The organism is Kosakonia sp. H7A (assembly GCF_003028445.1).
GTDB classification, from domain to species: domain Bacteria; phylum Pseudomonadota; class Gammaproteobacteria; order Enterobacterales; family Enterobacteriaceae; genus Kosakonia; species Kosakonia radicincitans.
In genome coordinates this window covers 345,255-370,037 of the sequence record NZ_PYTZ01000003.1, presented here as the reverse complement: position 1 = coordinate 370,037, position 24,783 = coordinate 345,255, and the positions used below count along the sequence as shown (strand labels likewise).

Here is a 24,783-nt window from a genome sequence, read left to right as displayed (position 1 = left end):
CGTGTCGGGTGGCGCTCCGCTTATTCAGCCTGCAAGCATGTGCAGGCCGGGTAAGGCAAAGCCGCCACCCGGCATTTCTACATTAGGACTTCGTTGACTGCTCGAAACGGCGCAGCAGCTGGTTACCACGCTCAACGGCAGAATCCAGCGCCTGTTGCGGGGTTTTCTTACCGGTCCACACGCTTTCCAGCTCTTCATCGACAACACTGCGGATCTGCGGCATGTTGCCCAGACGCAGACCTTTGGTGAACGCCAACGGCGGCTTGTTCAGCATCTGACGCGTAGCGATATCAGCCCCCGGATTTTTGTCATAGAAACCCTGCTTGCGGGTCAAATCGTAAGCGGCAGTGGTGATCGGCAGGTAACCGGTTTTCTGGTGCCATTCGGCAGCAATTTCCGGTTTCGTCAGGAAGTCGAGGAACTGCGCCACGCCTTTGTAGGTCGCGTTATCTTTGCCCTGCATCACCCACAGGCTGGCTCCGCCAATGATGGCGTTCTGCGGCGCGCCTTTCACGTCAGCGTCGTAAGGCATCATGCCCACGCCGTAGTTGAATTTGGCGTAGTGACGAATATCCGCCAGCGAGCCAGAAGAAGCCGTGGTAATGGCGCAATCACCGTTGTAGAACTTCTCGGTGGATTCGTCTTTACGCCCGAAGTAGCTGAAATCGCCCTTCTTGTTCATCTCTTCCAGCATGGCGATATGTTTCACCTGCTCCGGCTTGTTGAACTCCAGCACCGCATCAGTACCGTCGAAACCGTTATTTTTGGTCGCCACCGGCAGACCGTGCCAGGCGCTGAAGTTTTCAATCTGGATCCAGCCCTGCCAGCCGCTGGCGTAACCGCATTTCATTCCGGCCGCTTTCAGCTTCTCGGTGTAAGCGGCCAGATCCTGCCAGGTTTTCGGCGGCTGCTCCGGATCTAAACCGGCTTTTTTGAAGGCATCTTTGTTGTAGTACAGCACCGGCGTGGAGCTGTTAAACGGCTGAGAAAGCAGATGACCGGATTTAGAATCGGTGTAATAACCGGCAACGGTCGGTACGAACTGGCTTTCATCAAAGTTGATACCGGCATCTTTAAACACCTGATACACCGGCTTGATAGCTTTGGACGCCATCATGGTGGCGGTACCCACTTCATAAACCTGCAAAATGGCAGGCGCGTTACCGGTACGGAACGCAGCGATACCTGCGCTCAGGCTCTGCTCATAGTTGCCTTTGTAGACCGGAACAATTTTGTAATCCGGGTGTGTGTCATTGAAACGTTGCGCCAGGGAGTCAACTTCTTTACCTAACTCCCCTTCCATCGAATGCCAGAACGGAATGGTGGTTGCAGCCATGGCGTTGCCTGCAAAAACTAACCCCATAGCCAGACCCAAAGCGGTATGCCGTAACGTTGTCATTGTGATCTCTCTTGTTATGCGGGATGCGCGATATCACGCGTTTTTATGCTCGCGAGGTAACATGACACGCTCGAATTACAGAAAAATAACCTTTTAATTACAATCAGATGACAGCCAGGCGTCAGGAAAATGTCGCAGAGATGATGGTACGGTGACGGAAAAATGGCGGCTCATCGGCGATTCGATGATGCCGCCCGTAAAGGTAAAAAGGCTTCTCTGTCGCAGAGAAGCCTTTTTATTACATGAATCGCCCGGCGACTCAGCTTGTCAGGTATATCGACAAGCCGCCAGGATACTTGCCCGCATAAAATTTGATAAAAAAACCGGCCCCTGGAGGCCGGTTTAAATACTGTTACCTCAAGGAGTTACCCGCCGAGATAAGCGCTGCGCACCGCTTCGTTCGCCAGCAGCGCGTCGCCGGTATCTTCCAGCACCACGTGGCCGTTTTCCAGCACGTAACCGCGATCGGCGAGCTTCAGCGCCTGGTTGGCGTTCTGCTCCACCAGGAAGATGGTCATCCCTTCTTTACGCAGCTGCTCGATGGTGTCGAAGATTTGCTGAATGATGATAGGTGCCAGGCCCAGCGACGGTTCATCCAGCAGCAACAAACGCGGCTGGCTCATCAGCGCGCGGCCAATCGCCAGCATCTGCTGTTCGCCGCCGGACATGGTGCCCGCACGCTGAATACGCCGTTCATGCAGACGCGGGAACAGCGCATAAACCCGCTCAATGCGGCTCTGGAACTGTTCACGATCGGCGAAGAAACCGCCCATCGCCAGGTTCTCTTCCACGGTCATTCGTGAGAAGACACGACGCCCTTCCGGCACAATCGCCACCGCTTCACGCATGATTTTCGCGGTCTGCCAGTCGGTGATCTCTTTTCCGTCAAATACAATGTGCCCGCTGCTCGCGCGCGGATCGCCGCACAGTGTGCCCAGCAGGGTGGTTTTGCCCGCGCCGTTAGCGCCGATCAGGGTCACGATTTCCCCCTGATTAATGTGCAGACTGACATCGTGCAGCGCCTGAATCTTGCCGTAGTGGGCGCTGACTTTGTCAAAAGATAACATCACTTTTTCCATCTTATGCCTCACCCAGGTATGCGCGGATCACGTCCGGATTGTTACGGATCTCTTCCGGCGTCCCGTTCGCCAGCGGCGTCCCCTGGTTCACCACATAAATCCTGTCGGAAATCCCCATCACCAGTTTCATATCGTGCTCAATCAGCAGAATGGTGGTGTTGTGGTTGTTACGCAGCTCGACGATCAATTCGTCCAGCTCTTTGGTCTCTTTCGGGTTCAGGCCGGCCGCCGGTTCGTCGAGCATCAGGATCTCCGGCTGCGTTACCATGCAGCGGACGATCTCCAGACGACGCTGGTCGCCGTAAGCCAGGTTACTGGCCTGGCGGTTAGCGTGGGCTAACAAACCGATACGCTCCAGCCACACTGCGGCGCGATCCAGCGCTTCACTTTGTGCGCGGCGGAATGACGGAGTTTTCAGCAGGCCGGAGAAGACGCCGGTTTTCAGTTGCTGATGCTGGCCAACCAGCAGGTTCTCAATCACCGTCATTTCACGGAACAGGCGCACGTGCTGGAAAGTACGCACCACGCCCATCCGCGCGATTTGCTGGCCCGGCAACCCTTCGAGGTGCTTATCACGCAGCATAATGGTGCCGCCGGTCGGTTTATAGAAACCAGTGAGGCAGTTAAATACGGTGGTTTTCCCCGCGCCGTTCGGGCCAATCAGCGAAACGATCTCCTGTGGATATAGATCCAGCGCGACGTTGTTCACCGCCAGCAGACCACCGAAGCGCATCATCAGACCGTTTACGGATAACAATGGCTGACTCATGCCTGCTCTCCTTTCGCTTGCCCGTTTTTCAATTTCAACTGCGGACGGGTCATTGGCAGCAAGCCTTGCGGACGCCAAATCATCATCAGTACCATCAAACCACCCAGCATCAACATGCTGTATTCATTGAAATCACGCATCAACTCGCGGGAAACCACCAGCAGGATGGCCGCGAGAATAACCGCAAACTGCGAGCCCATACCGCCCAGCACCACGATCGCCAGCACAAAGGCAGATTCGGCAAAGGTGAAGGATTCCGGGCTGACAAACCCCTGGCGGGCAGCGAACAGCGTTCCGGCAAAACCGGCAAACGCGGCGCTGATGGTAAAAGCGGTCAGCTTGATGCGCGTCGGATTCAGGCCCAGCGAGCGACAGGCGATTTCATCTTCACGCAGCGCTTCCCACGCACGGCCAAGCGGCATACGCAGCAGGCGGTTAATGACAAACAGCGTGACCACGACCAGCAACAGCGCGACCAGATAGAGGAAAACCACGCGGTCATTCGGATCATAGGACACATGGAAGAAGTTGCTGAAGGTATCCCAGCCGCCTTCTCGCGCAGTACGGCTGAACTCCAGGCCGAACAGCGTCGGTTTCGGGATCTGGCTGATGCCGTTCGGGCCGCCGGTAATTTCGGTGTTATTCAACAGCAGGATACGGACGATTTCACCGAAGCCGAGCGTCACAATCGCCAGATAGTCGCCGCGCAGACGCAGAACCGGGAAGCCCAGCAGGAACCCGGCAGCCGCGGAAACCAGCCCCGCCAGCGGCAGGCAGGTCCAGAAACCCAGCCCGTAATAGTGGTTCAACAGTGCGAAGGTATAGGCACCGATGGCGTAAAAACCGCCGTAGCCCAGCACCAGCAGGCCGGAAAGCCCCACCACTACGTTCAGTCCAAGGCCGAGGATGATATAAATCATCGTCATAGTGGCGATATCCACCGTGCCGCGCGACACCACAAACGGCCACGCCACGGCGATAACCAGCAGCGCCAGCAGGAACAGTTTCTGTTTTACCGTTGAGCCATCGATAGCCGGCAGAACGAATTTCGGACCGGAAACGCCGCGCAGGCCTTTCTGTAACAGCGGTCGCAGCAACTGGAAGAAAAAGACCACGGCAGTACCGATGATGATCCACTGCCAGCGGATATCCGCAGCGGTGTTCACCACCAGTTTGGTGCCATCCAGCTCAAGCTGGACACCCATAAAGACGCCAGCCAGCACGAAGAACATCGCGGCGGAAAGCAGCGCCATCGCAAAATGCATCGGTTTCATACTTTTTCCACCTCCGGGCGGCCCAGGATACCGGTAGGCATTACCAGTAGCACCACGATCAACAGCGCGAACGAAACCACATCTTTATATTCCGTACTGAGATACGCAGAGCAGAGCGATTCGGTAACACCGAGGATCAGCCCGCCAATCATCGCGCCAGGAATGCTGCCGATACCGCCCAGCACCGCTGCGGTGAACGCCTTCATCCCGGCCATAAAGCCGATGTAGGGGTTGATCACGCCGTAGAACTGGCCCAGCAACACACCAGCCACCGCCGCCATTGCCGCACCGATCACGAAGGTCAGCGCGATAACGCGGTCGGTGTTAATGCCCAGCAAGCTGGCCATTTTCAGGTCTTCTGCACAAGCGCGGCAGGCGCGGCCCATACGGGAGTAACGGATAAACAGCGTCAGCGCCAGCATCGCCACGAAAGTCACAATCCAGATCACCAACTGCATGGTGGTGACAGAAGCAGAGAAGTTTTCGCTGCTACCGACAACCCACTGGCCGTTGAACAGGCTCGGCAGCGCCACATCGCGCGAACCTTCGGTCAGGCTGACGTAGTTTTGCAGGAAGATGGACATGCCGATGGCGGAGATCAGCGCAATCAGGCGCTTGGAGTTACGCACCGGGCGATAGGCCACCCGTTCGATGCTCCAGCCGTATGCGCTGGCGATCACGATGGCGCCAACAAAACCGGCGGCGACCAGCAGCCAGCTGCTGTCGATGCCCATCATCATCAGCGCGGCGATGATCATAAAGGAGACATAGCTACCGATCATGTAAACCTCGCCGTGGGCGAAGTTGATCATGCCGATGATGCCGTAAACCATGGTGTAACCAATGGCGATCAATGCATAGGTGCTTCCCAGCGTTACGCCGTTAAACATCTGCTGCACAAAATAGAGAAACTGCTCGGACATAACTTAACCTTCTTAAAACTTCCCGGGCATTGCGCCCAGGAAGCGGGATGACAGTTATTTCGCCACAGAGGACGAACCATCGGCGTGCCATTGGAAGACGCCAAACTCAAATCCTTTCAGATCGCCTTTTTCATCCCAGTTCAGCGGCCCAATCACGGTTTTAGCCCCGTTGGCTTTTAAATCTTTGATAAGCGTCAGCGGATCGTCGCTGCCGGTACGCTCCAGCGCGGTCGCCAGCGATTGCACGGCAGCGTATGTGATCCACACATATGGCCCGCTCGCATCTTTCTTCTGCGCTTTCAGGGCATCGACGATGCTCTGGTTCGCCGGATCCTGGTCATAGCGCTTCGGCATCGTCACCAGCATGCCTTCCGCCGCATTGCCCGCGATGTTAGACAGAGAAGCGTTACCCACGCCTTCCGGCCCCATAAACTGGGTTTTCAGTCCGCTGGCGCGCGCCTGGCGCAGCATTTGTCCCATCTCCGGGTAATAACCACCGTAGTAGACAAAATCGATATTTTCTTTTTGCAGACGGGCGATAAGCGCGGAGAAATCTTTCTCCCCGGCGGTGATGCCATCAAAAAAGACAATGTTTGCGCCGCCAGCTTTCAGCCCTTCCTGCACGGAACGAGCAAGACCTTCTCCGTACTGCTGCTTATCGTGAATGATGGCGATACGCTGCGGTTTAACCGAATTCAGAATGTATTTCGCGGCGGTCGGCCCCTGCGAAGAGTCCAGCCCGGCGGTGCGCATAATTTGCTGATAGCCGCGCTGAGTCAGTTCCGGATTCGTCGCGCCTGGCGTGATCATCAGAATACCTTCGTCTTCGTAGATATCAGATGCAGGCTGCGTGGAGGAGGAGCAGAGATGGCCAATTACATATTTCACACCGTCGTTAACGATTTTGTTCGCTACGGCAACGGCTTGTTTCGGGTCACAGGCGTCGTCGTACTCAACAGCAACCAGTTTGTCGCCCTTGATTCCGCCTTTGGCGTTGATATCGTGGATAGCCTGGCGCGCGCCATTAAATTCCATGTCGCCCCACTGCGCAACAGGACCGGACATCGCCCCAACAACCGCCACTTTAATATCCTTCGCCACGGCCGCGTGAGACATCGCAAGTGCAACCATTCCCGCGATTAATGTCTTCGCGTTCCTTCTCATTGTTGTAAATCCCCATTCGTGATGTCGTGTAATAATTTTGTTTTTTTATGGTTAAAAAGCATTCTGTACTTTTAATGCACAACGCTATTTTTACCAGCGCCTTTAATGGTTTAGCGCAGTTTTTTGGCAAAAACCAGACTAAATCCTCTATTTTTCAGGCGATTAAGCACAGATAATATTCTGTATTTAATCGGAGATAAACAAAAAAAGTCCCATTGCCAGCATAAAATAATGGTACATAAAGCGGAATAAATCACTACCAATCAGGTTAAAATGCTGCCTGCTTTTCGATCTCTAATGTTTCACACTGGCTGAACGTCTGCGGCAAAATTATTCACCTGCCGAATGAAAAATAAAAAACTACCCCTCTCCGGCCGATGAAATTGATTACACTCACACTATCTTTTGCGTTTTGGACAAGCTGTACATGAAATTGACTATCATCCGACTGGTAACCTTTACCGAGCAGGATCATATTGATTTAGCGAAAGTCTGGCCGGAATACTCTCCTGCTTCCCTTGAAGTGGATGATGACCACCGCATTTATGCGGCCCGCTTTAACGATCGCCTGCTGGCTGCCGTGCGCGTCACCCTGCGCGGCACCGAAGGTGCGCTGGATTCGCTGCGCGTGCGCGATATCACTCGCCGTCGCGGCGTTGGGCAGTACCTCGTTGAAGAAGTGATTCGTGATAACCCCAGCATCACCAGTTGGTGGATTACTGATATTGGTGTCGAAGATCGCAGTGTGATGGAGGCGTTCGCTCAGACGTTGGGCTTTACCGCGCAGGAAAATGGCTGGGAAAAACGATAAAAAATGCCGGGTAGCGTTTGCTTACCCGGCATAGAAAATAACGATCTTCTGACCAGGAATTTCGTGTCGCAGGAAGCCGGCAAGTTCGTTCATCCCCGGGAGCTTACTGAAGTAAGTGACCGGGGTGAGTGAATGCAGCCAACGCATCTGTGGCGCGAAAGGCGACGGTCAGTTCATAAAATTACTTAGCGTCAGTCGCCGTACCGTTCGCGTGCCAGGTAAACACACCAAACTCAAAGCCTTTCAGATCGCCCTTCTGATCCCATGACAGCGGCCCCATCACGGTATCAACAGTGTGCCCTTTCAGGTAAGTGGCAATCGCGTCCGGTTCCGCAGTCTGGTTCAGACCTGCCGCCAGAGACTGCACGGCTGCGTAGGTGGTCCACACGAATGCGCCGCTCGGATCCTGTTTCTTCGCTTTGATAGCATCAACAATCGGTTTGTTCGCCGGGATCTGATCGTAGTTCTTCGGCTTCGTCACCAGCATGCCTTCTGCTGAATCGCCCGCGATGTTAGACAGGGAGACGTTCGCTACGCCTTCCGGCCCCATAAACTGGGTTTTCAGGCCAGCTGCGCGTGACTGACGCAGGATCTGCCCCATTTCCGGGTGATAGCCGCCGTAGTAGACGAAATCGATGTTCTCTTTCTTCAGACGCGCCACCAGCGTGGAGAAATCTTTCTCACCAGCGGTGATACCGTCAAAGAACACCACGTTGGCGCCGCCTTTTTTCAGGCCGTCCTGCACCGCACGCGCCAGACCTTCACCATACTGCTGTTTATCGTGGATGACCGCGATGCGCTGCGGTTTCACTTTATCCAGAATGTATTTCGCCGCGGTCGGGCCCTGATCGGAATCCAGGCCAGTCGTGCGCAGCGTCAGTTTGTAACCGCGCGCGGTCAGCTCCGGCGCTGTCGCCGCAGGCGTGATCATCAGAATACCTTCGTCTTCATAGATATCAGACGCAGGCTGAGTAGAAGAGGAGCACAGGTGACCGATAACATATTTGATGCCGTCGTTGACCACTTTGTTGGCTACTGCAACCGCTTGTTTTGGGTCACACGCATCGTCATATTTTACCGCTACCAGTTTGTCGCCTTTGATGCCGCCCTTCGCGTTGATGTCTGCGATAGCCTGCTCAGCGCCGGTAAATTCCTGGTCGCCATACTGCGCAACCGGACCGGACATCGCACCGACAACGGCAACTTTAATATCTTTGGCGAATGCCACGTTGCTCATTGCTAACGCAATACATCCTGCCAGTAACGCTTTGCCCTTCATTTTCATCCTGAGTTTCCCCATTGTTATGGTTATTGCATTTGTTGTGATGTTGTTGTGTGGCACATTATTTTGATTACCATCATAAGCAAAGAATATGATAGTAGTTATTAGCCATTCTGCCGGTGCCTTAGCAGCATACTCTGCTAAAACATACCCCATTTTTCAGAATATGGAATAACAATTTTGAAGGTTATGCGACAGAGTGATGACACGCTGTAAAAAAGCCGCCCATAAGGCGGCTGAATACTTAGCGGGTCAGCGACTGGTGGATAATATCCAGCGCTTTGCGGAACTGAACTTCCGGAATGGTTAACGGATAGAGGAAACGGATCACGTTGCCGTAGACACCGCAGCTCAGCAGCAGCACACCTGCAGCCAGCGCCTTGTCCTGTACCTGTTTGGTAAATTCAGGCGATGGCGCACCGGTACTGGGATCGTTAAATTCCACAGCCACCATCGAGCCCTGCGAGCGGATATCCGCGATGTACGAGCACTGCGCTTTTGCCTGCGTCAGCACTTCCACCAGATGTTTGCCCAGATGGTTAGCGCGTTCACAGAGGTTCTCTTCGTCGATCACATCCAGCACCGCGTGTGCTGCGGCCACCGCCAGCGGGTTACCAGCGTAAGTGCCGCCCAGCCCGCCAGGCGCAGGCGCATCCATCACCTCTGCACGCCCTGCCACCGCCGATAGCGGCAACCCGCCCGCCAGGCTTTTCGCCATGGTGATCAGATCCGGTTTAACATCGTAATACTCGGTCGCGAACAATTTGCCGGTACGGGCAAAGCCGCTCTGCACTTCATCAACAATCAAAAGAATGCCGTGGCTGTCGCACAGTTTGCGCAGCGCGTTCATGAAATCCGCTGGCGCCACGTTAAAGCCGCCTTCGCCCTGAACCGGCTCCAGCAGGATGGCCGCAACCTGATCCGGCGCGATATCCGCTTTAAAAATGCGTTCGAGACTTTTCAGCGCATCTTCGGTACTGACGCCATGCAGCGCATTCGGATATTGTGCGTGGTAAATCGAGCCGGGGAACGGACCAAACCCGATTTTGTACGGGGCAACCTTCCCGGTCAGCGCCATGGTCATAAACGTACGGCCATGAAAACCGCCGCCGAAGGTAATCACGCCAGGGCGTTTGGTGTAAGCGCGGGCAATTTTCACCGCGTTCTCCACCGCTTCCGCGCCGGTTGAGAAAAACGCCGTTTTCGCCGGGCCATCAACGGGCACGCGTTCGTTAATACGTTCCGCCAGCGAAACATAGCTTTCGTAAGGAACGATTTGGTAAGCGGTGTGCGTAAATGCCTGCAACTGCTTTTCCACCGCAGCCATTACTTTCGGGTGACGATGCCCGGTATTGAGCACCGCGATCCCGGCAGCGAAGTCGATGACTTCGTTGCCTTCGACATCCCATAATGTGGCATTTTCTGCTTTTTCCGCATAAAACCCGCACATCACTCCAATACCGCGCGGCGTCGCCTGTAAACGGCGCTGATGTAGTTCGTTATTCTTCACCTGATTACCCTCGTCTGTGTTCGTTGTTGCTGCGTCTGTTGTGAAAACATGACATAAGTGGTTCTATAATCGAGTACCAGTTTTGAATAATTGAGGGATCCAATTGCGCTCACTCGTCTCTGACTTGCTGCAGTTGCGTCTGGACGAGCAGCACGAAGGCAAGCTGCATAAGAAATTATATAACGCGATTCGCCTGTCGATACTCGACGGTAGCCTGCCGACACAAAGCCGACTGCCGCCGAGCCGCGATTTAGCCGCGCAACTGAATCTGTCGCGCAATACGGTGCTGACGGTGTATGAGCAGCTACTGGCCGAAGGGTATGTCGTTTCCCGTACCGGCAGCGGCACCTTTGTGGCCGGTACCGTCCCGGATAGCCTGCTTTCCGCGCCGCTGACGCCTGGTGAAAAACTCAGCGCCAGCCTGCCTTCACAGCTTTCCGCCCGCGGTCAGCATCTGCTGAGCCACAGCAATGCCAGCGCGCGCCAGTGGGGCGCGTTTCTGCCTGGCGTCCCGGATATCAACGCTTTCCCGCATGCGCTGTTGCGAAAAATACAGTCTCGCGTAAGTCGAAAACCGCAGGCAATACAGCTTTCTTATAGCAACGCTGGCGGCAGCATCGCGCTGCAGCAGGCTCTGGTGGAGTATTTGCGGGTCACGCGCTCGGTTCGCTGTAGCGCGGAGCAGATCCTGATTACGGAAGGCATTCATCAGGCCATCGATCTGGTATCGCGCATGCTGTGTAATCCTGGCGATCTGGCGTGGATTGAGGAGCCCGCCTACTGGGGAATTCGTAATGTGCTGGCAGTAAATGGCGTTAACTTGCAGGCCATCGAAGTTGACAGATCCGGGATGAATCCGCCGGAGCCGGGCGATGCGCCGCCGAAACTGATTTTCGTCACGCCCTCGCACCAGTATCCGCTGGGCTGCGTGATGAGTCTGGAACGCCGCCAGCGGCTATTAGCGCTGGCGCGGCAAACCGGGAGTTGGATTATTGAGGATGATTACGACAGCGAATTTCGCTTCTCGGGCCAGCCCATTCCCGCCCTGCAGGGGCTGGTGGACGATGCGCCGGTGATTTATACCGGTACGTTCAGTAAAACGCTCTACCCTGGGTTGCGGCTCGGTTATCTGGTGTTGCCGCGCCCGCTAATGCAGGCGCTTAAAACCGCGCATGCCGAGCTCTATCGCGGCGGACGTTTGCTGGATCAGGAAGCGCTGGCGCAGTTTATCCGCGAGGGGCATTACACGGCGCATATTCGCCGGATGCGATTGCTGTACGCCCGGCGCCGAGCGCGGCTGGCGCAGCTTATCACCGATTATCTTGGCAAAGAGGCGCTTAGCGAGTTTAACGATAATGCCGGGCTGCATCTGGTGCTGTCGTTGCCTGCTGCCTGCGATGATGTCGCGCTGGCGCAAACGGCTAACGCGCGAGGCATTCTGGTACGGCCACTTTCGCGTTATTACAGTGGCGACACGCCCGCGCGCGGCCTGTTGATGGGATTTGCGGCGATGGAGGAAGAAGAGATGGAGCCAGTGTTTGCCGAGCTTGCAGAACTGATACGCGAAGCGCCGGGAAGCAAAAACGCAGCGCGTTAAAAAACAAAAAGCCGGGCGAGGCTTGCGCCGACCCGGCTTGTTCACTGCATACGCTTACGCTTCGATAGCGGCGCGCAGTTTTTTCATCGCGTTCTTTTCCAGCTGTCGTACACGTTCGGCGGAAACACCATAACGGTCAGCCAGCTCCTGCAGCGTAGACTTGTTCTCTTCGTCCAGCCAGCGGGCGCGGATGATCTGCTGGCTGCGTTCGTCCAGCCCTTTCATCGCGTCGGTCAGCTTGTTCGCAGCCTGTTCTTCCCAGTTGTCGTCTTCAATGCCATCGGCAAAGTTCGACGATTTATCCTGCAAATAGAGCACCGGAGCCATCGGCTGGCTGTCCTGGGCGTCATCGTCCGGGGACATATCAAACGTCATGTCCTGCGCCGCCATACGCGATTCCATTTCGCGCACGTCTTTGCTGGTCACGCCCAGTTCACGGGCCACCATTTCGACTTCGTCCTGGTTAAACCAACCCAGACGCTGTTTCGCTTTACGCAGATTAAAGAACAGTTTGCGCTGTGCTTTGGTAGTTGCCACTTTCACGATACGCCAGTTGCGCAGCACATACTCGTGGATCTCAGCTTTGATCCAGTGCACGGCGAAGGAAACCAGTCGCACACCCACTTCCGGGTTGAAGCGACGCACAGCTTTCATCAGGCCGATATTACCTTCCTGGATAAGATCCGCCTGCGGCAGACCATAGCCCGAGTAATTACGAGCAATATGAACAACAAAGCGCAGGTGAGACAGAATCAGCTTTTTCGCTGCTTCCAGATCGCCCTGGTAATGCAGCTTTTCAGCCAGCGCCCGCTCTTCATCAGCCGTCAACATCGGCCATGCGTTAGCGGCCCGGACGTAAGATTCCAGGTTACCAACAGGGGCTAAAGCTAAAGTTTGCATTTCTTTGGTCATTCAAATCCTCTCAATTTACTTTCCACTGGCGGCGGTCTGTCCCCATCAGGCAACAAACATGCCAGTCCTTATGAGCAACGAGATTAGCATTCACACTTTTATCAGACAGTGATTTTATCCACAAGTTCCATGTCGCCTTGTGTATAAATTACGCACAAATTGTGACATCTGGATGAAAAAGCCGGTGCAAGGAAAACATCAGAAAGGGGCGATACGCTTTCCCTGCTACGGGAATACTTCATTGCAGGGAAAGAGTATACCAGAGTTTTTTTAATCGGGAGTAAAGTGACGTAAATGTTGCACCGTCGCCAGCCAGGCGGCTATCCAGCCGATCATCGAACAGACCAGCAGCAGCAATAAGCACTCGTCAAAAGACAAGCCGCTTAGCTCGAACTGAGTGCCAAACACTTTCGCCACTTCGGTAACGGCCGAGGAGAGCCGCATCACCAGAATTTCCGACAGGATCAGCGATAAAAACGCGCCGGAGAAGCCGAGCAGCGCGCCGCCATACAGGAACGGACGCAGGATAAAACCGTCCGTTGCGCCGATCAATTTCTGCACGTTGATGGTGTCGCGGCGGGCAAAAATACTCAGCCGCACGCTGTTGCCGATAACCAGGAAGACGGCCGCAACCATCAGTAGGCCTATCATCGCCGACACGCGCCCGACCAGCCCGGTCAGCGACGCCAGACGCGCAAACCAGCTATCGTCCATACGCACTTCATCAATGCCCTGGAGATGAGAGATGCGATCGCGCAGCGTGTTCAGCGAATCCGTGCTCTGAAAATCCAGTTTAGGAACCACTACCGCCACGGCGGGCAGCGGGTTCTCTTCCAGCATATCCAGCGCACCGCCAAACCCGGACCAGTTGCGGAACTCGCCTAGCGCATCTTCGCGGGAAAGATAGTTCACCTTCTCCACGCCCTGTTCGGACTGGAGCTGGGCGACCACCTGCTGTGCGGCGTTATCATCCAGCGTTTTGTCGAAATAGACGGTGATCTGCGGCGACGGATAGTACTGCGACGCCGCCTGGTTGACGTTTTTGTAGACCATATAGCAAACGCTCGGCAGCGTCAGGGAGATGGCAATCACCATCACCGTCAGGAACGTCGCCAGCGGTTTGCTTTTCAGATCCTGTAACGCGCCATGCCAGGCGTAGCGAACCTGCTCGTTAAACACATTGGTTTTACGTGATGGCGGTTTGTTTGTCGCTTTGCCACGTCGTGGAGTATTGCGATTACCGTCGCCGGAGCCAGCGGCGGATTTACGGAAACGGTCAAGCCGGCTGCCAAACTGCCGGATATGATTTAATGCGTCGCGCTTATTCACCCGCCGGGCCTCCATGCAAATGGCCATCGCTCAGGGTCAGCATGCGATACGAACGCCGGGAAATCAGCCCCAGGTCGTGAGTCGCCATCAGTACCGTAACCCCAACGCGGTTAAACTCTTCGAACAGACGTAAAATCCCTTCCGACAACGCGTCGTCCAGGTTACCGGTCGGTTCATCTGCCAGCAGCACTGCCGGTTTATTCACTACCGCGCGGGCAATGCCGACGCGCTGCTGTTCACCGCCGGAAAGTTGAATCGGGAAGCTTTTCGCTTTATCAAGCAGCCCGACCTTATCCAGCGCCGCCGACACACGACGACGAATGTCATCACCGCTCGCGCCAGCGATGATCAGCGGAATCGCCACGTTGTCATACACCGTGCGATCCATCAGCAAGTGGTGATCCTGAAAGATCATGCCGATCTGGCGACGTAAAAACGGCACTTCACGGTTCTTCAGACGGCTAATGTCGTGGCCGCTGAACAGGATTTTCCCGGTGCTTGGCCGCTCAATCCCGCAGATAAGCTTCAGCAGGGTACTTTTCCCCGCGCCGGAGTGCCCGGTCAGAAAGGCCATCTCGCCTGGTTGCAGGTGGAATGTCACCCCCTGCAACGCTTGTCTCCCACCGAGATAGGCTTTGCTGACATGTTCAAAGCGAATCATTGTTAATCCTCTCGGGCAAAAAGCGCCTCAATAAAATCGCCCGCGTTAAACGGACGCAGATCTTCGATACGTTCGCCGACACCAATGTAGCGGATCGGAATACCGAACTGATCCGCCACCGAGAAAATCACGCCGCCTTTGGCGGTGCCGTCGAGTTTGGTCAGCGTGATGCCGGTAAGACCAACAGCTTCGTGGAACAGTTTGGCCTGGCTTATCGCATTTTGCCCGGTGCTGGCATCAATCGTCAGCATCACTTCATGGGGAGCGTCTTCGTCCAGCTTTTTCATGACGCGGACAATTTTCTTCAGCTCTTCCATCAAATGCGATTTGTTCTGCAAACGCCCGGCGGTATCGGCAATCAACACATCAATATTGCGCGCTTTCGCCGCCTGAATGGCGTCAAAAATGACCGAAGCGGAATCCGCGCCGGTATGCTGGGCAATCACCGGAATATTGTTGCGCTGGCCCCAAACCTGCAACTGCTCAACCGCGGCCGCGCGGAAGGTGTCGCCCGCCGCCAGCATCACCGATTTGCCCTGCTGCTCGAACTGACGCGCCAGCTTACCGATGGTGGTGGTTTTACCCACGCCGTTAACGCCAACCATCAAAATCACAAACGGTGTTTTGCCTTCAATATTCAGCGGCTCATCAACCTTCGCGAGGATGTCGCTCATTTCCTCTTTCAGCAAACCATAAAGTGCTTCTGCATCGCGAAGCTGCTTACGGCTTGCGCCTTCCGTCAGGTTGGTGATGATTCTGCGCGTGGTCTCAACGCCAACATCCGCAATCAGTAGCTGCTCTTCCAGCTCTTCAAACAGATCATCATCGATTTTTTTACCGCGAAACAGACTGATAAATCCGGAACCCAGATTTTCTTTTGTTTTCAGCAAACTGCGTTTCAGACGCGCGAAGAAACCCTCTTTTGTCGGTTTCTCCTGCTCCTGCGCTGCGTCCTCTGGCGGCACAACCATCACCGCTTCTTCCGCGGCTTCAGCGGCCAGCGCCTGTGCGTCCAGCTCTTCATCGCTCAGCGGCGCATCTTCTTCCACCAGCGGTTCAGCTTCCGTCTGCCACTCTTCCGCGCCGATCTCCTGCTCTGCGACCTCTTCCGGCAGCGGCAGTTCTTCGTGTTCAACCTGAAGCGCCTGCTCTTCGACGACAGGCTCCGGCTGCGCCTCTTCGTGCGCCAGCTGTTCGCTGACCTCAACAACCTCTTCGGCAAATTTTTCGCTGTCGGCGGCAGGTTCAGTTGCCGGTGTCTCTTCGACCGGCTGCTCAGTTACCTGCTGTGATTCGGTTTGCGCCTCTTCGGCCTGTTCTTTCTGCCCAAAGCCGAGCCAGGAAAAAAAGCCACGTTTCTTCTCATTTGCCATTGGCGACTACACTCCCGCTGTTGATTCATGGCGCAGCCCGTCTTACATGACAGGGACTGAAAACATTTGTTAATTAGTCGGATAGTCTAACACTTTCCTCAACTCGCATCACGGCCTGAGGATTAGGGTTTAACGTCCTTCGTCAGACCGCTAGAATAGCAGGCCGAAATGATGAGCAAAGCGAAAACCATGAAGAAACCTAAACGTGCCGCCAGCGGCCAGATACGCATTATTGGCGGGCAGTGGCGGGGCCGCAAATTACCGGTTCCGGATAGCCCCGGCCTGCGCCCAACCACCGATCGCGTGCGGGAAACCTTATTCAACTGGCTGGCGCCATCCATGGTTGATGCGCACTGTCTTGATTGCTTTGCCGGAAGTGGCGCATTAGGGCTGGAAGCGCTCTCGCGCTACGCCGCCAGTGCGACCCTGCTGGAGATGGAGCGCAGCGTCGCACAGCAGTTACAGCAAAATCTGGCGACGCTGAAAGCCGTCAACGCCAAAGTGGTGAATACCAATACGCTGGCCTATTTAGCAGGCCAGGGCACGCCGTACACCATTGCCTTTATCGACCCGCCGTTTCGTAAGGGGATGCTGGAAGAGACCGTGCGCCTGCTGGAAAACAACGGCTGGCTCGCCGATGACGCATTAATTTATATCGAAAGTGAAGTCGAAAATGGCTTACCGCCGGTGCCTGCGCACTGGCTTCTGCACCGGGAGAAAGTCGCGGGCCAGGTCGCGTATCGTTTATATCACCGCGAAGCACCACAAGGAGAGAAGCATGCCGCTGCTGATTAATCTGGGACGCCTGCTGATGCTTTGCGTCTGGGCCTTTCTGCTCTGGAATCTGATCCAGCCGTTTCCGCGCCCGTTGAACATTTTCGTCAACGTCGCGCTGGTCTTTACCGTTTTCATGCATGCCTTACAGGCGACAATGCTGAAAACCGCGTTGCCGAAAGAGGGCCCGCAAATGAGCAAAGCTGAGCAGATCCGCATTTTCCTGTTTGGCGTGTTTGAGCTATTGATTTGGCAGAAAAAACTAAAAGCGAAGAAGTAACGTTATAGCCCGGAGGCATCTCGCTTACCGGGCTTGTTCAAAGCCGACAAAACGTGACCCTTTATAGCTCAGCACGCCTTTGTCGCCGACCGTCAATGCATGATATTGCTGCGCATCAACGCGAAAAACCATCTCCAGCCCACCACTTTGCGGTTTGAAACGCGCTTCATAACGCATGGCGCTGCCCGCCGGGATCTCCTGCTGCTGGCGCGTACGGCGATCATTGAGCGGTTTTTCCCGCTTACTGCTCACCACCACGTTTTTTTGCTGTAGCGGAGCCGCATCGTTATCCGCCTTTTCCCGCCGCTGTTGAACATAGCGAAAAGAAGCGAGTACGACGATCAAGCCAATGACAAGAATGAAAAAAAGCGGTGGTTTACTCATGACGGCGCCCTGTCAGAAAAAGCGGAATTGAGCTTATCGCGGGTGAAATAGCATTGTCATCCTCCTTTTTCCGCCACTACACTGAACAGGAGAGATTTACGCAACAATAACAGATACAGGGACTTAATTATGCTGTGGTCATTTATCGCTGTCTGTTTGTCCGGCTGGTTGTATGTCGATGCGTCTTATCGCGGCCCGACCTGGCAGCGCTGGGTTTTTAAACCCGTCACCCTACTGCTCCTGCTGTTGCTGGCCTGGCAAGCGCCAATGTTCGACGCCATCAGTTATCTGGTGCTGGCTGGCCTCTGCGCCTCGCTGGTTGGTGATGCGCTAACCTTGCTGCCGCGACAAAAAATGCTCTACGCCATCGGCGCTTTTTTCCTCGCCCATCTGCTTTACACCATTTACTTCGCCAGCCAGATGACACTCTCCTTTTTCTGGCCGTTGCCGGTGGTGCTGCTGGTTATTGGCGCGTTGCTGTTGGCGGTGATCTGGACGCGCCTCGAAGAGCTGCGCATGGCCGTATGTGCCTTTATCGCCATGACGCTGGTGATGGTCTGGCTGGCAGGCGAACTGTGGTTCTTCCGCCCTACCAGCCCTGCGCTGTCGGCGTTTGTCGGTGCGGCGTTGCTGCTGCTCGGCAATATCGTCTGGTTGGGGAGCCACTACCGTAAACGCTTCCGTGCCGATAACGCCATCGCTTCGGCCTGCTACTTCGCCGGACATTTTCTGATCGTCCGTTCGCTGTATATTTAAAAGGCTTGACTCTGGAGTCGACTCCAGAGTGTATCCTCCGGTTAATGAGAAAATTATCATTCACCGGAGGATGCTATGCCGACCCCCACCTCGCCCGCCGACACGAAAAAAGCCCCACAGTTTGCGGCAATAAAACTGCGCCCGTTGCCGGAGAAACCGCAATCCTGCTGCGCTGATGGTGCCTGCGAAAGCAAGGCGCAACCGGCGCTGAGCGCGGAAGGCGAACGCTATAGCTGGCTGGTTTCTGGTATGGACTGCGCCGCCTGCGCCCGCAAAGTGGAAAATGCTGTCCGCCAGGTTGAAGGCATTGGCCAGGTTCAGGTGACTTTTGCGACAGAAAAACTGATCGTTGTGGCCAACGGCGATGTGCGCGAACGCGTCGAGCAGGCAGTTCAGCAGGCTGGCTACCAGCTACGCAGCGAGAACAGCACGCCCGAGCCCTCCTCTTCGCGGCTGCGGGAAAACCTGCCGTTGATTGTCCTGATGGTAATGATGACGCTCAGTTGGGCGCTGGAGCAGTTCAACCATCCCTTTGGCCAGGCGGCTTTTGTCGCCACCACGCTGGTCGGCCTGTGGCCGATTGCCCGCCAGGCGCTGCACTTAATCAAAAGCGGTAGCTGGTTTGCTATCGAAACATTAATGAGCGTGGCGGCGATTGGCGCCCTGTTTATTGGCGCAACGGCGGAAGCAGCGATGGTATTGCTGCTGTTTCTGATTGGCGAACGCCTTGAAGGCTGGGCTGCCAGCCGCGCACGCCGCGGCGTAAGCGCACTGATGGCGCTGAAACCGGATACCGCCATCCGCTTGCGTAACGGTGAGCGCCAGACGGTCGCCGCCAGCGAGTTACAGCCAGGCGACACCATTGAAGTTCCGGCGGGTGGGCGTTTACCCGCGGACGGCAAGCTGGTGTCGGCATTTGCCAGTTTTGATGAAAGTGCCCTGACCGGCGAATCGGTGCCGGTGGAACGCACTTGCGGCGAATCAGTACCGGCCGGTGCCACCAGCGTCGATCGGCTGGTGACGCTGGAAGTGGTATCGAAGCCCGGCGAAAACGCTATCGACCGTATCCTCAAGCTGATTGAAGAGGCCGAAGAGCGTCGCGCGCCAATTGAGCGCTTTATCGATCGCTTTAGCCGCATCTATACACCGGCGATTATGGCAGTAGCGCTGCTGGTCGCGGTTGTGCCGCCGCTGCTGTTCGCTGCGCCGTGGTTACCGTGGATCTACAAAGGGCTGGCATTGCTGTTGATCGGTTGCCCGTGCGCGCTGGTGATCTCTACGCCAGCCGCGATTACTTCCGGGCTGGCAGTAGCTGCACGGCGTGGCGCGTTAATCAAAGGTGGCGCGGCGCTGGAGCAACTTGGTCGCATCCGCCAGGTCGCATTTGATAAAACCGGCACGCTGACCATTGGCAAACCGCAGGTTGTCGCGGTCACGCCGCTGGCAGGGATCGACGAAGCGGAACTGCTGGCGCTCGGCGCCGCCGTTGAACAGGGTTCCACTCACCCGCTGGCGCAGGCTGTTGTACAGGAAGCACAGCGCCGCCAGTTGCCGATTCCGACGGCGCAAGCGCAGAGAACGCTGGCCGGAAAAGGGATCGAAGCACAGATTGACGGGCAATATATTCGCATCAGTGCACCGGATAAACTGCCGCAAGAGAAGCTGGGGAACCTGTTAGCACACATTCGTCAGCAGGAGAGCCTCGGCCAGACGGTGATTGTGGTTGAGCGCGATGGCGAAGCGATCGGCACGCTGGCGTTGCAGGATACGCTGCGCGATGACGCTAAAGAAGCGGTTGCCGCGCTGCATGCGCTGGGCGTTCAGGGGGTGATCCTGACCGGAGATAACCCGCGCGCGGCGGCGGCGATCGCCGGGGAGTTGGGGCTGGATTTCCGCGCCGGACTGTTGCCGGAAGATAAAGTCCAGGCGGTACAGGCGCTGAATCAGCGTTCACCGCTGGCGATGGTAGGCGATGGCATCAACGATGCGCCCGCCATGAAAGCCTCAACCATTGGGATTGCGATGGGTAGCGGCACCGATGTGGCGCTGGAAACGGCGGACGCGGCATTAACGCATAACCGTCTGATCGGCATTGGGCAGATGATCCGCCTGGCGCGTGCGACGCACAGCAATATTCGCCAGAACATCGCCATGGCGCTGGGTTTGAAAGCTATCTTTCTGCTGACGACGTTGCTGGGAATGACCGGGCTGTGGCTGGCAGTGCTGGCGGATACCGGCGCAACGGTGCTGGTGACAGCCAATGCGTTGCGCCTGTTACGCAGCAAAGATTAGTGGCTTTTACGCACCACGTACCGATACGGCAGTGATTCGGTTTGCCCGGCAACCAGCTCGTGCTCCATAAAACGACAAAAGCCGGGAATATCGCGGGTGGTTGCCGGATCGTCGGCGATAATCAGCAATGTTTCGCCAACCTGCATATTGCGCACGGTTTTGCGCACCATCATTACCGGCTCCGGGCAACGTAAACCCTGCGCATCCAGCGTATGGTCAGCAGTGGAAAAGAAATCGGTCATCTTCATCTCGCAAGGGAAAAAACCGCATTAGTTTACGCTGCCTTTTTTGTGACGCAAGCAAGGTTAACGATTGCGTTAAAATTAACCATTGCATCCGACAATAGTTGCAGTATCATGCGGCGGCTCTGCGTGGCAGAGCACAAAAAAGTACTGGGTTCCCTCACCCCATTTACCAAAAAGGTCACAATATGACGCAATTTTCATCCTCACAGCGCATGAAAGCGCTGGTCTGGCTTTCGCTTTTTCATCTGCTGGTGATTATCTCCAGTAACTATCTGGTGCAGCTGCCGGTCGCCATTTTTGGTTTCCAGACCACCTGGGGCGCATTCAGTTTCCCGTTTATTTTCCTCGCGACAGATTTAACCGTGCGCATTTTCGGTGCGCCGCTGGCAAGACGCATTATTTTCGCCGTGATGGTGCCTGCGCTGCTGGCCTCTTACGTGATCTCTTCGCTGTTCTATATGGGAAGCTGGCAGGGTTTTGGCGCACTCGCGCATTTCAACCTGTTTGTCGCCCGTATCGCCAGCGCCAGCTTTATGGCCTATGCGCTGGGGCAAATTCTCGACGTGCATGTGTTTAACCGCCTGCGTCAGAATCGCCGCTGGTGGCTTGCGCCTGCAGCCTCCACCGTATTCGGTAACGCCAGCGACACCGTTGCGTTCTTCTTTATTGCTTTCTGGCGCAGTCCGGATGCATTTATGGCGCAGCACTGGACGGAAATCGCGCTGGTGGATTACAGCTTTAAAGTACTTATCAGCATCGCCTTCTTCCTGCCGATGTACGGTGTGTTGTTGAATATGTTACTGAAAAGGTTGGCAGACAAATCTGAAATTAACGCGTTGCAGGCCAGTTAAGAGTACCGCTAAGCAGATGTGATAAGATGGAGCGCTGAGCCGTTATGGCTGTTTATTGAAAGGAAGAAGTCAATGCGCAATCTGGTTAAATATGTCGGTATTGGCCTGCTGGTCGTCGGGCTGGCTGCCTGTGATAACAGCGACAGCAAGAAGCCGGTTCAGGCCGCTTCAGCTGAAAGCAATGCAACAGGCCAGCCGGTAACGCTGCTTGACGGCAAGCTCAGCTTTTCGCTGCCGGCGGATATGACCGATCAGAGCGGCAAGCTGGGCACCCAGTCTAATAATATGCACGTTTACTCCGACGCCACCGGCCAGAAAGCGGTGATCGTTATCGTTGGCGACAATACGCAGGAAGATTTAGCGGCGCTGGCGAAACGTCTGGAAGATCAACAACGTGTCCGCGACCCGCAGTTGCAGGTTGTGACCAATAAAGCGATTGAGATCAAAGGCCAGACGCTGCAACAACTCGACAGCATTATCTCGGCCAAAGGTCAGACAGCCTGGTCTTCCGTGGTGCTGGGGAAAGTCGACAATAAACTGCTGACCTTGCAGGTCACGCTGCCGGCAGATAACCAGCAGCAGGCGCAAACCGCCGCAGAAAACATCATCAATACCATCGTGGTGAAATAATCACACTGCGAGGGGTAAAAAGGGAACCTGCAGGTTCCCTTTTTTATTGCCGAATGGCACTGTCGGCCCGATAAACAGAGCGCTAGCGAGCAATCATCCCACCGACACCGGCTTTTGTTTTAATCGCCAGGCTAACAACAAGGCGATTGCCACCAGCCCTGCCGCCGCCAGATAAATCGACGACACGCCCGCCCATGCCATCAGCAACCCTGCCAGCGGACCGGTAATACCCAGCGATAAATCCATAAACACCGTATAGGTCGCCAGCGCGGAACCCTGGTTATTCTGCGGCACCGCTTTCACGGCTACGACGCCCAGCGCCGGGAACACCAGCGAGAAACCGGCGCCGGCAAGAAACACACCGAGTTTTGCCATCCACGGATCTACCGCCAGCCCCACCAGTACCAGACCGAGCGTTTCGACCACAAAACAGATCATCGATACATTCAGGCCGCCAAAACGGTTGATGCCATTCGGTATCAGCAAACGGGTGCCAACAAACGCACAGCTGAACAGCGTCAAGGCAAATGCCGCGCCGTCCCAGCCTTTGGCCGCGTAATAGAGCGTGATGAAGGTCGCTATCACGCCAAACCCTGCCGAGCCCAGCGCCAGTGCCATGCCGTACGGCAAGACGCGCCCCAGCACTGCGCGAAACGGCAGTGGTTTGCCTTTACTGGCCTTCACACTCGCCCGCGGTAATGCCAGCACAATCGCCAGCAACGCAATGCCCATAATGGCTAAAGACAAACCCTGTAACCCACCATAGCGGTAACAGAGTACGCCGAGCGGCGCACCCACCGCCATTGCGCCGTAGCTGGCAATGCCATTCCACGAGATCACGCGACCAATATGAATGGAACCGACAACGCCCACGCCCCACAGCGTCGCGCCGGTCCCGGCAAAACTCTGGCCGATACCCAAAATCACACGCCCGAGGCCCAACAACACCAGGCTTAATATGCCAGGGCTGCTGCCCATTGCCGCCAGCAAGTAACTGAGACCGCTAAGAAAGGCACCGCACAGACCAAAGATAACGACCTTTTTCGGCCCCAATAAATCGGCATAGCGCCCGGCATGCGGTCGGCTGAGCAGCGTGGCGAAATATTGCAGGCTAATCACTAACCCGGCCCAGAAGGCGCTATAACCCATCACATCATGGACATAGCCAGGCAGCACCGCCAGCGGCAGTCCAATGGTGAGATAACTGGCAAAGTTAAAAATAACGACGGACAAAATCCGCAGATTGAGGCGCAATCCGCTAAGCGCCGGTTCAGCGGCATTTTCAGGCATGAAGTTTGACCCAGAGATTCACAACAGTGTTTCACTATTATCACGTCAGGGCGCAGAAATCAGCACCCACTTTAAGAATATCTCTGTCGGGCGAAGACGTTACGGGGCACTACACTTAACGGGCGTGATGACAAAAGGAATGCCGAATGACACAACCTCAACCGGACCAGGCAGGTCTTCATATTCTGTTAAAACTGGCAGCACTGGTGGTGATCCTCGCCGGGATCCACGCCGCCGCTGACATTATTGTGCAACTGCTGCTGGCGCTCTTTTTCGCCATCGTCCTTAACCCACTGGTGAGCTGGTTTATTCGCCGCGGCCTGAAACGCCCGGTCGCCATTGCAATTGTGGTGCTGGTGATGCTGATTTTCCTCACCGCACTGCTCGCGGTGCTTGCCGCATCGGTGAATGACTTTATGACCCTGCTGCCGAAATACAATCGCGAATTCACGCGCAAATTTCTCCAGTTGCAGGATGCTATGCCCTTCCTCCGGCTGCATATGTCGCCAGAGCGCATACTGCAACGCATGGACTCCGAGCGGTTAATGACTTTCGCAACGTCCATGGCGACTCAGCTATCGAACGCGATGGCCAGCATTGTGCTACTGGTGATGACCGTGGTGTTTATGCTGTTTGAAGTACGCCACGTTCCCTACAAAATGCGTTTTGCCCTTACCAACCCGCAGGTGCATATTGCCGGGCTGCACCGCGCGTTAAAAGGCGTCTCTCACTATCTGGCGCTGAAAACGCTGCTCAGCGTCTGGACCGGCCTGATTGTCTGGCTGGGGCTGGTTTTGCTGGATATTCAATTTGCGTTAATGTGGGGCGTACTGGCTTTTCTGCTCAACTATGTACCGAATATCGGCTCGGTGCTCTCCGCGATCCCACCGATGATTCAGGCGTTGCTGTTCAATGGCGCTTACGAATGCTTGCTGGTTGGCGCGCTGTTCCTGGTGGTACATATGGTGATTGGCAACATTCTTGAACCGCGCATGATGGGCCACCGTCTCGGGATGTCCACGCTGGTGGTGTTCCTGTCATTGTTGATTTGGGGATGGCTGCTCGGACCGATCGGTATGCTCCTGTCAGTACCGCTGACCAGTGTCTGTAAGATCTGGATGGAAACCACCACCGGTGGCAGCAAACTGGCGATTTTGCTGGGGCCAGGCAGACCGAAAAGCCGCCTGCCCGGGTAAAC

Annotated in this window: 24 protein-coding genes; 9 read left to right on the top strand and 15 right to left on the bottom strand. The window is 55.6% G+C overall.

What is annotated here, in order from left to right; genetic code table 11:
- Positions 1–82: 82 nt before the first annotated feature.
- The 6 genes from ugpB to livK form a co-directional block, all read right to left on the bottom strand.
- Positions 83–1,399: a sn-glycerol-3-phosphate ABC transporter substrate-binding protein UgpB gene (gene ugpB, locus CWM66_RS14600; protein ID WP_035941994.1), complete on the bottom strand. Its 1,317-nt coding sequence runs from the start codon at positions 1,397–1,399 to the stop codon at positions 83–85.
- Between the two features lie 365 nt (positions 1,400–1,764).
- Complete coding sequence (gene livF / locus CWM66_RS14595) at positions 1,765–2,478, bottom strand: high-affinity branched-chain amino acid ABC transporter ATP-binding protein LivF (protein WP_107146830.1); 714 nt, start codon at positions 2,476–2,478, stop codon at positions 1,765–1,767.
- Between the two features lies 1 nt (position 2,479).
- Positions 2,480–3,247: a high-affinity branched-chain amino acid ABC transporter ATP-binding protein LivG gene (livG, locus tag CWM66_RS14590; RefSeq protein WP_107146829.1), complete on the bottom strand. Its 768-nt coding sequence runs from the start codon at positions 3,245–3,247 to the stop codon at positions 2,480–2,482.
- Positions 3,244–4,521 carry a high-affinity branched-chain amino acid ABC transporter permease LivM gene (locus CWM66_RS14585; RefSeq protein ID WP_007369702.1) on the bottom strand — a complete coding sequence of 426 codons (1,278 nt, stop codon included), beginning with the start codon at positions 4,519–4,521 and terminating at the stop codon, positions 3,244–3,246. Before CWM66_RS14585 ends, livG begins: the two co-directional genes overlap by 4 nt.
- Positions 4,518–5,444 carry a high-affinity branched-chain amino acid ABC transporter permease LivH gene (gene livH / locus CWM66_RS14580; RefSeq protein WP_007369701.1) on the bottom strand — a complete coding sequence of 309 codons (927 nt, stop codon included), beginning with the start codon at positions 5,442–5,444 and terminating at the stop codon, positions 4,518–4,520. Before livH ends, CWM66_RS14585 begins: the two co-directional genes overlap by 4 nt.
- A 54-nt stretch (positions 5,445–5,498) precedes the next feature.
- The gene (livK, locus tag CWM66_RS14575; protein ID WP_107146828.1) at positions 5,499–6,608 is read right to left on the bottom strand and encodes a high-affinity branched-chain amino acid ABC transporter substrate-binding protein LivK; all 1,110 of its coding nucleotides are present in this window, start codon (positions 6,606–6,608) and stop codon (positions 5,499–5,501) included.
- Positions 6,609–7,035: 427 nt separating this feature from the next.
- On the opposite strand from livK, the gene panM reads away from it, so the two are divergent.
- Entirely contained in the window at positions 7,036–7,419 is a 384-nt protein-coding gene (gene panM, locus CWM66_RS14570; protein ID WP_107146827.1) for an aspartate 1-decarboxylase autocleavage activator PanM, read from the top strand.
- Positions 7,420–7,600: 181 nt separating this feature from the next.
- Here panM and CWM66_RS14565 read toward each other — a convergent pair whose 3' ends face one another.
- Complete coding sequence (locus CWM66_RS14565) at positions 7,601–8,704, bottom strand: branched-chain amino acid ABC transporter substrate-binding protein (protein ID WP_007369697.1); 1,104 nt, start codon at positions 8,702–8,704, stop codon at positions 7,601–7,603.
- Positions 8,705–8,945: 241 nt separating this feature from the next.
- Positions 8,946–10,211: a 4-aminobutyrate--2-oxoglutarate transaminase gene (locus CWM66_RS14560; protein WP_007369696.1), complete on the bottom strand. Its 1,266-nt coding sequence runs from the start codon at positions 10,209–10,211 to the stop codon at positions 8,946–8,948.
- A 103-nt stretch (positions 10,212–10,314) separates the two neighbouring features.
- On the opposite strand from CWM66_RS14560, the gene CWM66_RS14555 reads away from it, so the two are divergent.
- Entirely contained in the window at positions 10,315–11,808 is a 1,494-nt protein-coding gene (locus CWM66_RS14555; protein ID WP_072439568.1) for a PLP-dependent aminotransferase family protein, read from the top strand.
- 54 nt (positions 11,809–11,862) lie between these two features.
- On the opposite strand, the gene rpoH is transcribed toward CWM66_RS14555, so the two are convergent.
- The 4 genes from rpoH to ftsY all read right to left on the bottom strand — a co-directional run bounded on the left by rpoH (position 11,863) and on the right by ftsY (position 16,083).
- A complete protein-coding gene (rpoH, locus tag CWM66_RS14550; protein ID WP_007369694.1) occupies positions 11,863–12,720 on the bottom strand; it encodes an RNA polymerase sigma factor RpoH in 858 nt (285 codons plus the stop codon).
- A 270-nt stretch (positions 12,721–12,990) separates the two neighbouring features.
- Complete coding sequence (ftsX, locus tag CWM66_RS14545; RefSeq protein WP_007369692.1) at positions 12,991–14,049, bottom strand: permease-like cell division protein FtsX; 1,059 nt, start codon at positions 14,047–14,049, stop codon at positions 12,991–12,993.
- Entirely contained in the window at positions 14,042–14,710 is a 669-nt protein-coding gene (gene ftsE, locus CWM66_RS14540) for a cell division ATP-binding protein FtsE (RefSeq protein ID WP_007369691.1), read from the bottom strand. The genes ftsX and ftsE overlap by 8 nt, the downstream gene beginning before the upstream one ends.
- 2 nt (positions 14,711–14,712) lie before the next feature.
- Complete coding sequence (ftsY, locus tag CWM66_RS14535) at positions 14,713–16,083, bottom strand: signal recognition particle-docking protein FtsY (protein WP_007369690.1); 1,371 nt, start codon at positions 16,081–16,083, stop codon at positions 14,713–14,715.
- 189 nt (positions 16,084–16,272) lie between these two features.
- Between ftsY and rsmD the strand changes: the two genes are divergently transcribed.
- Both rsmD and CWM66_RS14525 read left to right on the top strand, forming a co-directional pair.
- Positions 16,273–16,878 carry a 16S rRNA (guanine(966)-N(2))-methyltransferase gene (rsmD, locus tag CWM66_RS14530; protein WP_107146851.1) on the top strand — a complete coding sequence of 202 codons (606 nt, stop codon included), beginning with the start codon at positions 16,273–16,275 and terminating at the stop codon, positions 16,876–16,878.
- Entirely contained in the window at positions 16,868–17,137 is a 270-nt protein-coding gene (locus CWM66_RS14525) for a DUF1145 family protein (RefSeq protein ID WP_172825198.1), read from the top strand. Before rsmD ends, CWM66_RS14525 begins: the two co-directional genes overlap by 11 nt.
- A 24-nt stretch (positions 17,138–17,161) precedes the next feature.
- On the opposite strand, the gene CWM66_RS14520 is transcribed toward CWM66_RS14525, so the two are convergent.
- Complete coding sequence (locus CWM66_RS14520) at positions 17,162–17,521, bottom strand: DUF2500 domain-containing protein (RefSeq protein WP_007369687.1); 360 nt, start codon at positions 17,519–17,521, stop codon at positions 17,162–17,164.
- Between the two features lie 129 nt (positions 17,522–17,650).
- Here CWM66_RS14520 and CWM66_RS14515 point away from each other — a divergent pair, with 129 nt between their 5' ends.
- Positions 17,651–18,277 carry a lysoplasmalogenase gene (locus tag CWM66_RS14515; protein ID WP_035888905.1) on the top strand — a complete coding sequence of 209 codons (627 nt, stop codon included), beginning with the start codon at positions 17,651–17,653 and terminating at the stop codon, positions 18,275–18,277.
- A gap of 75 nt (positions 18,278–18,352) precedes the next feature.
- Complete coding sequence (gene zntA, locus CWM66_RS14510) at positions 18,353–20,569, top strand: Zn(II)/Cd(II)/Pb(II) translocating P-type ATPase ZntA (protein WP_107146826.1); 2,217 nt, start codon at positions 18,353–18,355, stop codon at positions 20,567–20,569.
- Here the strand turns inward: zntA and tusA are convergent.
- Positions 20,566–20,811 (bottom strand): sulfurtransferase TusA, encoded by a 246-nt coding sequence (gene tusA, locus CWM66_RS14505; RefSeq protein WP_007369684.1) that lies wholly within the window; start codon positions 20,809–20,811, stop codon positions 20,566–20,568. The genes zntA and tusA overlap by 4 nt on opposite strands.
- A 188-nt stretch (positions 20,812–20,999) precedes the next feature.
- Here tusA and CWM66_RS14500 point away from each other — a divergent pair, with 188 nt between their 5' ends.
- Both CWM66_RS14500 and CWM66_RS14495 read left to right on the top strand, forming a co-directional pair.
- Positions 21,000–21,665 carry a 7-cyano-7-deazaguanine/7-aminomethyl-7-deazaguanine transporter gene (locus tag CWM66_RS14500; protein ID WP_007369683.1) on the top strand — a complete coding sequence of 222 codons (666 nt, stop codon included), beginning with the start codon at positions 21,000–21,002 and terminating at the stop codon, positions 21,663–21,665.
- Positions 21,666–21,737: 72 nt separating this feature from the next.
- Positions 21,738–22,295 carry a DcrB family lipoprotein gene (locus CWM66_RS14495; protein WP_007369682.1) on the top strand — a complete coding sequence of 186 codons (558 nt, stop codon included), beginning with the start codon at positions 21,738–21,740 and terminating at the stop codon, positions 22,293–22,295.
- A gap of 93 nt (positions 22,296–22,388) precedes the next feature.
- Here CWM66_RS14495 and CWM66_RS14490 read toward each other — a convergent pair whose 3' ends face one another.
- Complete coding sequence (locus CWM66_RS14490; protein WP_007369681.1) at positions 22,389–23,585, bottom strand: MFS transporter; 1,197 nt, start codon at positions 23,583–23,585, stop codon at positions 22,389–22,391.
- Positions 23,586–23,731: 146 nt separating this feature from the next.
- On the opposite strand from CWM66_RS14490, the gene CWM66_RS14485 reads away from it, so the two are divergent.
- Positions 23,732–24,781 (top strand): AI-2E family transporter, encoded by a 1,050-nt coding sequence (locus CWM66_RS14485; RefSeq protein ID WP_007369680.1) that lies wholly within the window; start codon positions 23,732–23,734, stop codon positions 24,779–24,781.
- The last annotated feature ends 2 nt before the right edge of the window (positions 24,782–24,783 follow it).

What these genes read in the sequence shown, in the direction of transcription:
- ugpB (WP_035941994.1), bottom strand. Translation starts at nt 1,399, where the DNA reads ATGACAACGTTACGGCATACCGCTTTGGGTCTGGCTATGGGGTTAGTT.
- livF (WP_107146830.1), bottom strand. Translation starts at nt 2,478, where the DNA reads ATGGAAAAAGTGATGTTATCTTTTGACAAAGTCAGCGCCCACTACGGC.
- livG (WP_107146829.1), bottom strand. Translation starts at nt 3,247, where the DNA reads ATGAGTCAGCCATTGTTATCCGTAAACGGTCTGATGATGCGCTTCGGT.
- CWM66_RS14585 (WP_007369702.1), bottom strand. Translation starts at nt 4,521, where the DNA reads ATGAAACCGATGCATTTTGCGATGGCGCTGCTTTCCGCCGCGATGTTC.
- livH (WP_007369701.1), bottom strand. Translation starts at nt 5,444, where the DNA reads ATGTCCGAGCAGTTTCTCTATTTTGTGCAGCAGATGTTTAACGGCGTA.
- livK (WP_107146828.1), bottom strand. Translation starts at nt 6,608, where the DNA reads ATGAGAAGGAACGCGAAGACATTAATCGCGGGAATGGTTGCACTTGCG.
- panM (WP_107146827.1), top strand. Translation starts at nt 7,036, where the DNA reads ATGAAATTGACTATCATCCGACTGGTAACCTTTACCGAGCAGGATCAT.
- CWM66_RS14565 (WP_007369697.1), bottom strand. Translation starts at nt 8,704, where the DNA reads ATGAAAATGAAGGGCAAAGCGTTACTGGCAGGATGTATTGCGTTAGCA.
- rpoH (WP_007369694.1), bottom strand. Translation starts at nt 12,720, where the DNA reads ATGACCAAAGAAATGCAAACTTTAGCTTTAGCCCCTGTTGGTAACCTG.
- ftsE (WP_007369691.1), bottom strand. Translation starts at nt 14,710, where the DNA reads ATGATTCGCTTTGAACATGTCAGCAAAGCCTATCTCGGTGGGAGACAA.
- ftsY (WP_007369690.1), bottom strand. Translation starts at nt 16,083, where the DNA reads ATGGCAAATGAGAAGAAACGTGGCTTTTTTTCCTGGCTCGGCTTTGGG.
- rsmD (WP_107146851.1), top strand. Translation starts at nt 16,273, where the DNA reads ATGAAGAAACCTAAACGTGCCGCCAGCGGCCAGATACGCATTATTGGC.
- CWM66_RS14520 (WP_007369687.1), bottom strand. Translation starts at nt 17,521, where the DNA reads ATGAGTAAACCACCGCTTTTTTTCATTCTTGTCATTGGCTTGATCGTC.
- CWM66_RS14515 (WP_035888905.1), top strand. Translation starts at nt 17,651, where the DNA reads ATGCTGTGGTCATTTATCGCTGTCTGTTTGTCCGGCTGGTTGTATGTC.
- zntA (WP_107146826.1), top strand. Translation starts at nt 18,353, where the DNA reads ATGCCGACCCCCACCTCGCCCGCCGACACGAAAAAAGCCCCACAGTTT.
- tusA (WP_007369684.1), bottom strand. Translation starts at nt 20,811, where the DNA reads ATGACCGATTTCTTTTCCACTGCTGACCATACGCTGGATGCGCAGGGT.
- CWM66_RS14500 (WP_007369683.1), top strand. Translation starts at nt 21,000, where the DNA reads ATGACGCAATTTTCATCCTCACAGCGCATGAAAGCGCTGGTCTGGCTT.
- CWM66_RS14495 (WP_007369682.1), top strand. Translation starts at nt 21,738, where the DNA reads ATGCGCAATCTGGTTAAATATGTCGGTATTGGCCTGCTGGTCGTCGGG.
- CWM66_RS14490 (WP_007369681.1), bottom strand. Translation starts at nt 23,585, where the DNA reads ATGCCTGAAAATGCCGCTGAACCGGCGCTTAGCGGATTGCGCCTCAAT.
- CWM66_RS14485 (WP_007369680.1), top strand. Translation starts at nt 23,732, where the DNA reads ATGACACAACCTCAACCGGACCAGGCAGGTCTTCATATTCTGTTAAAA.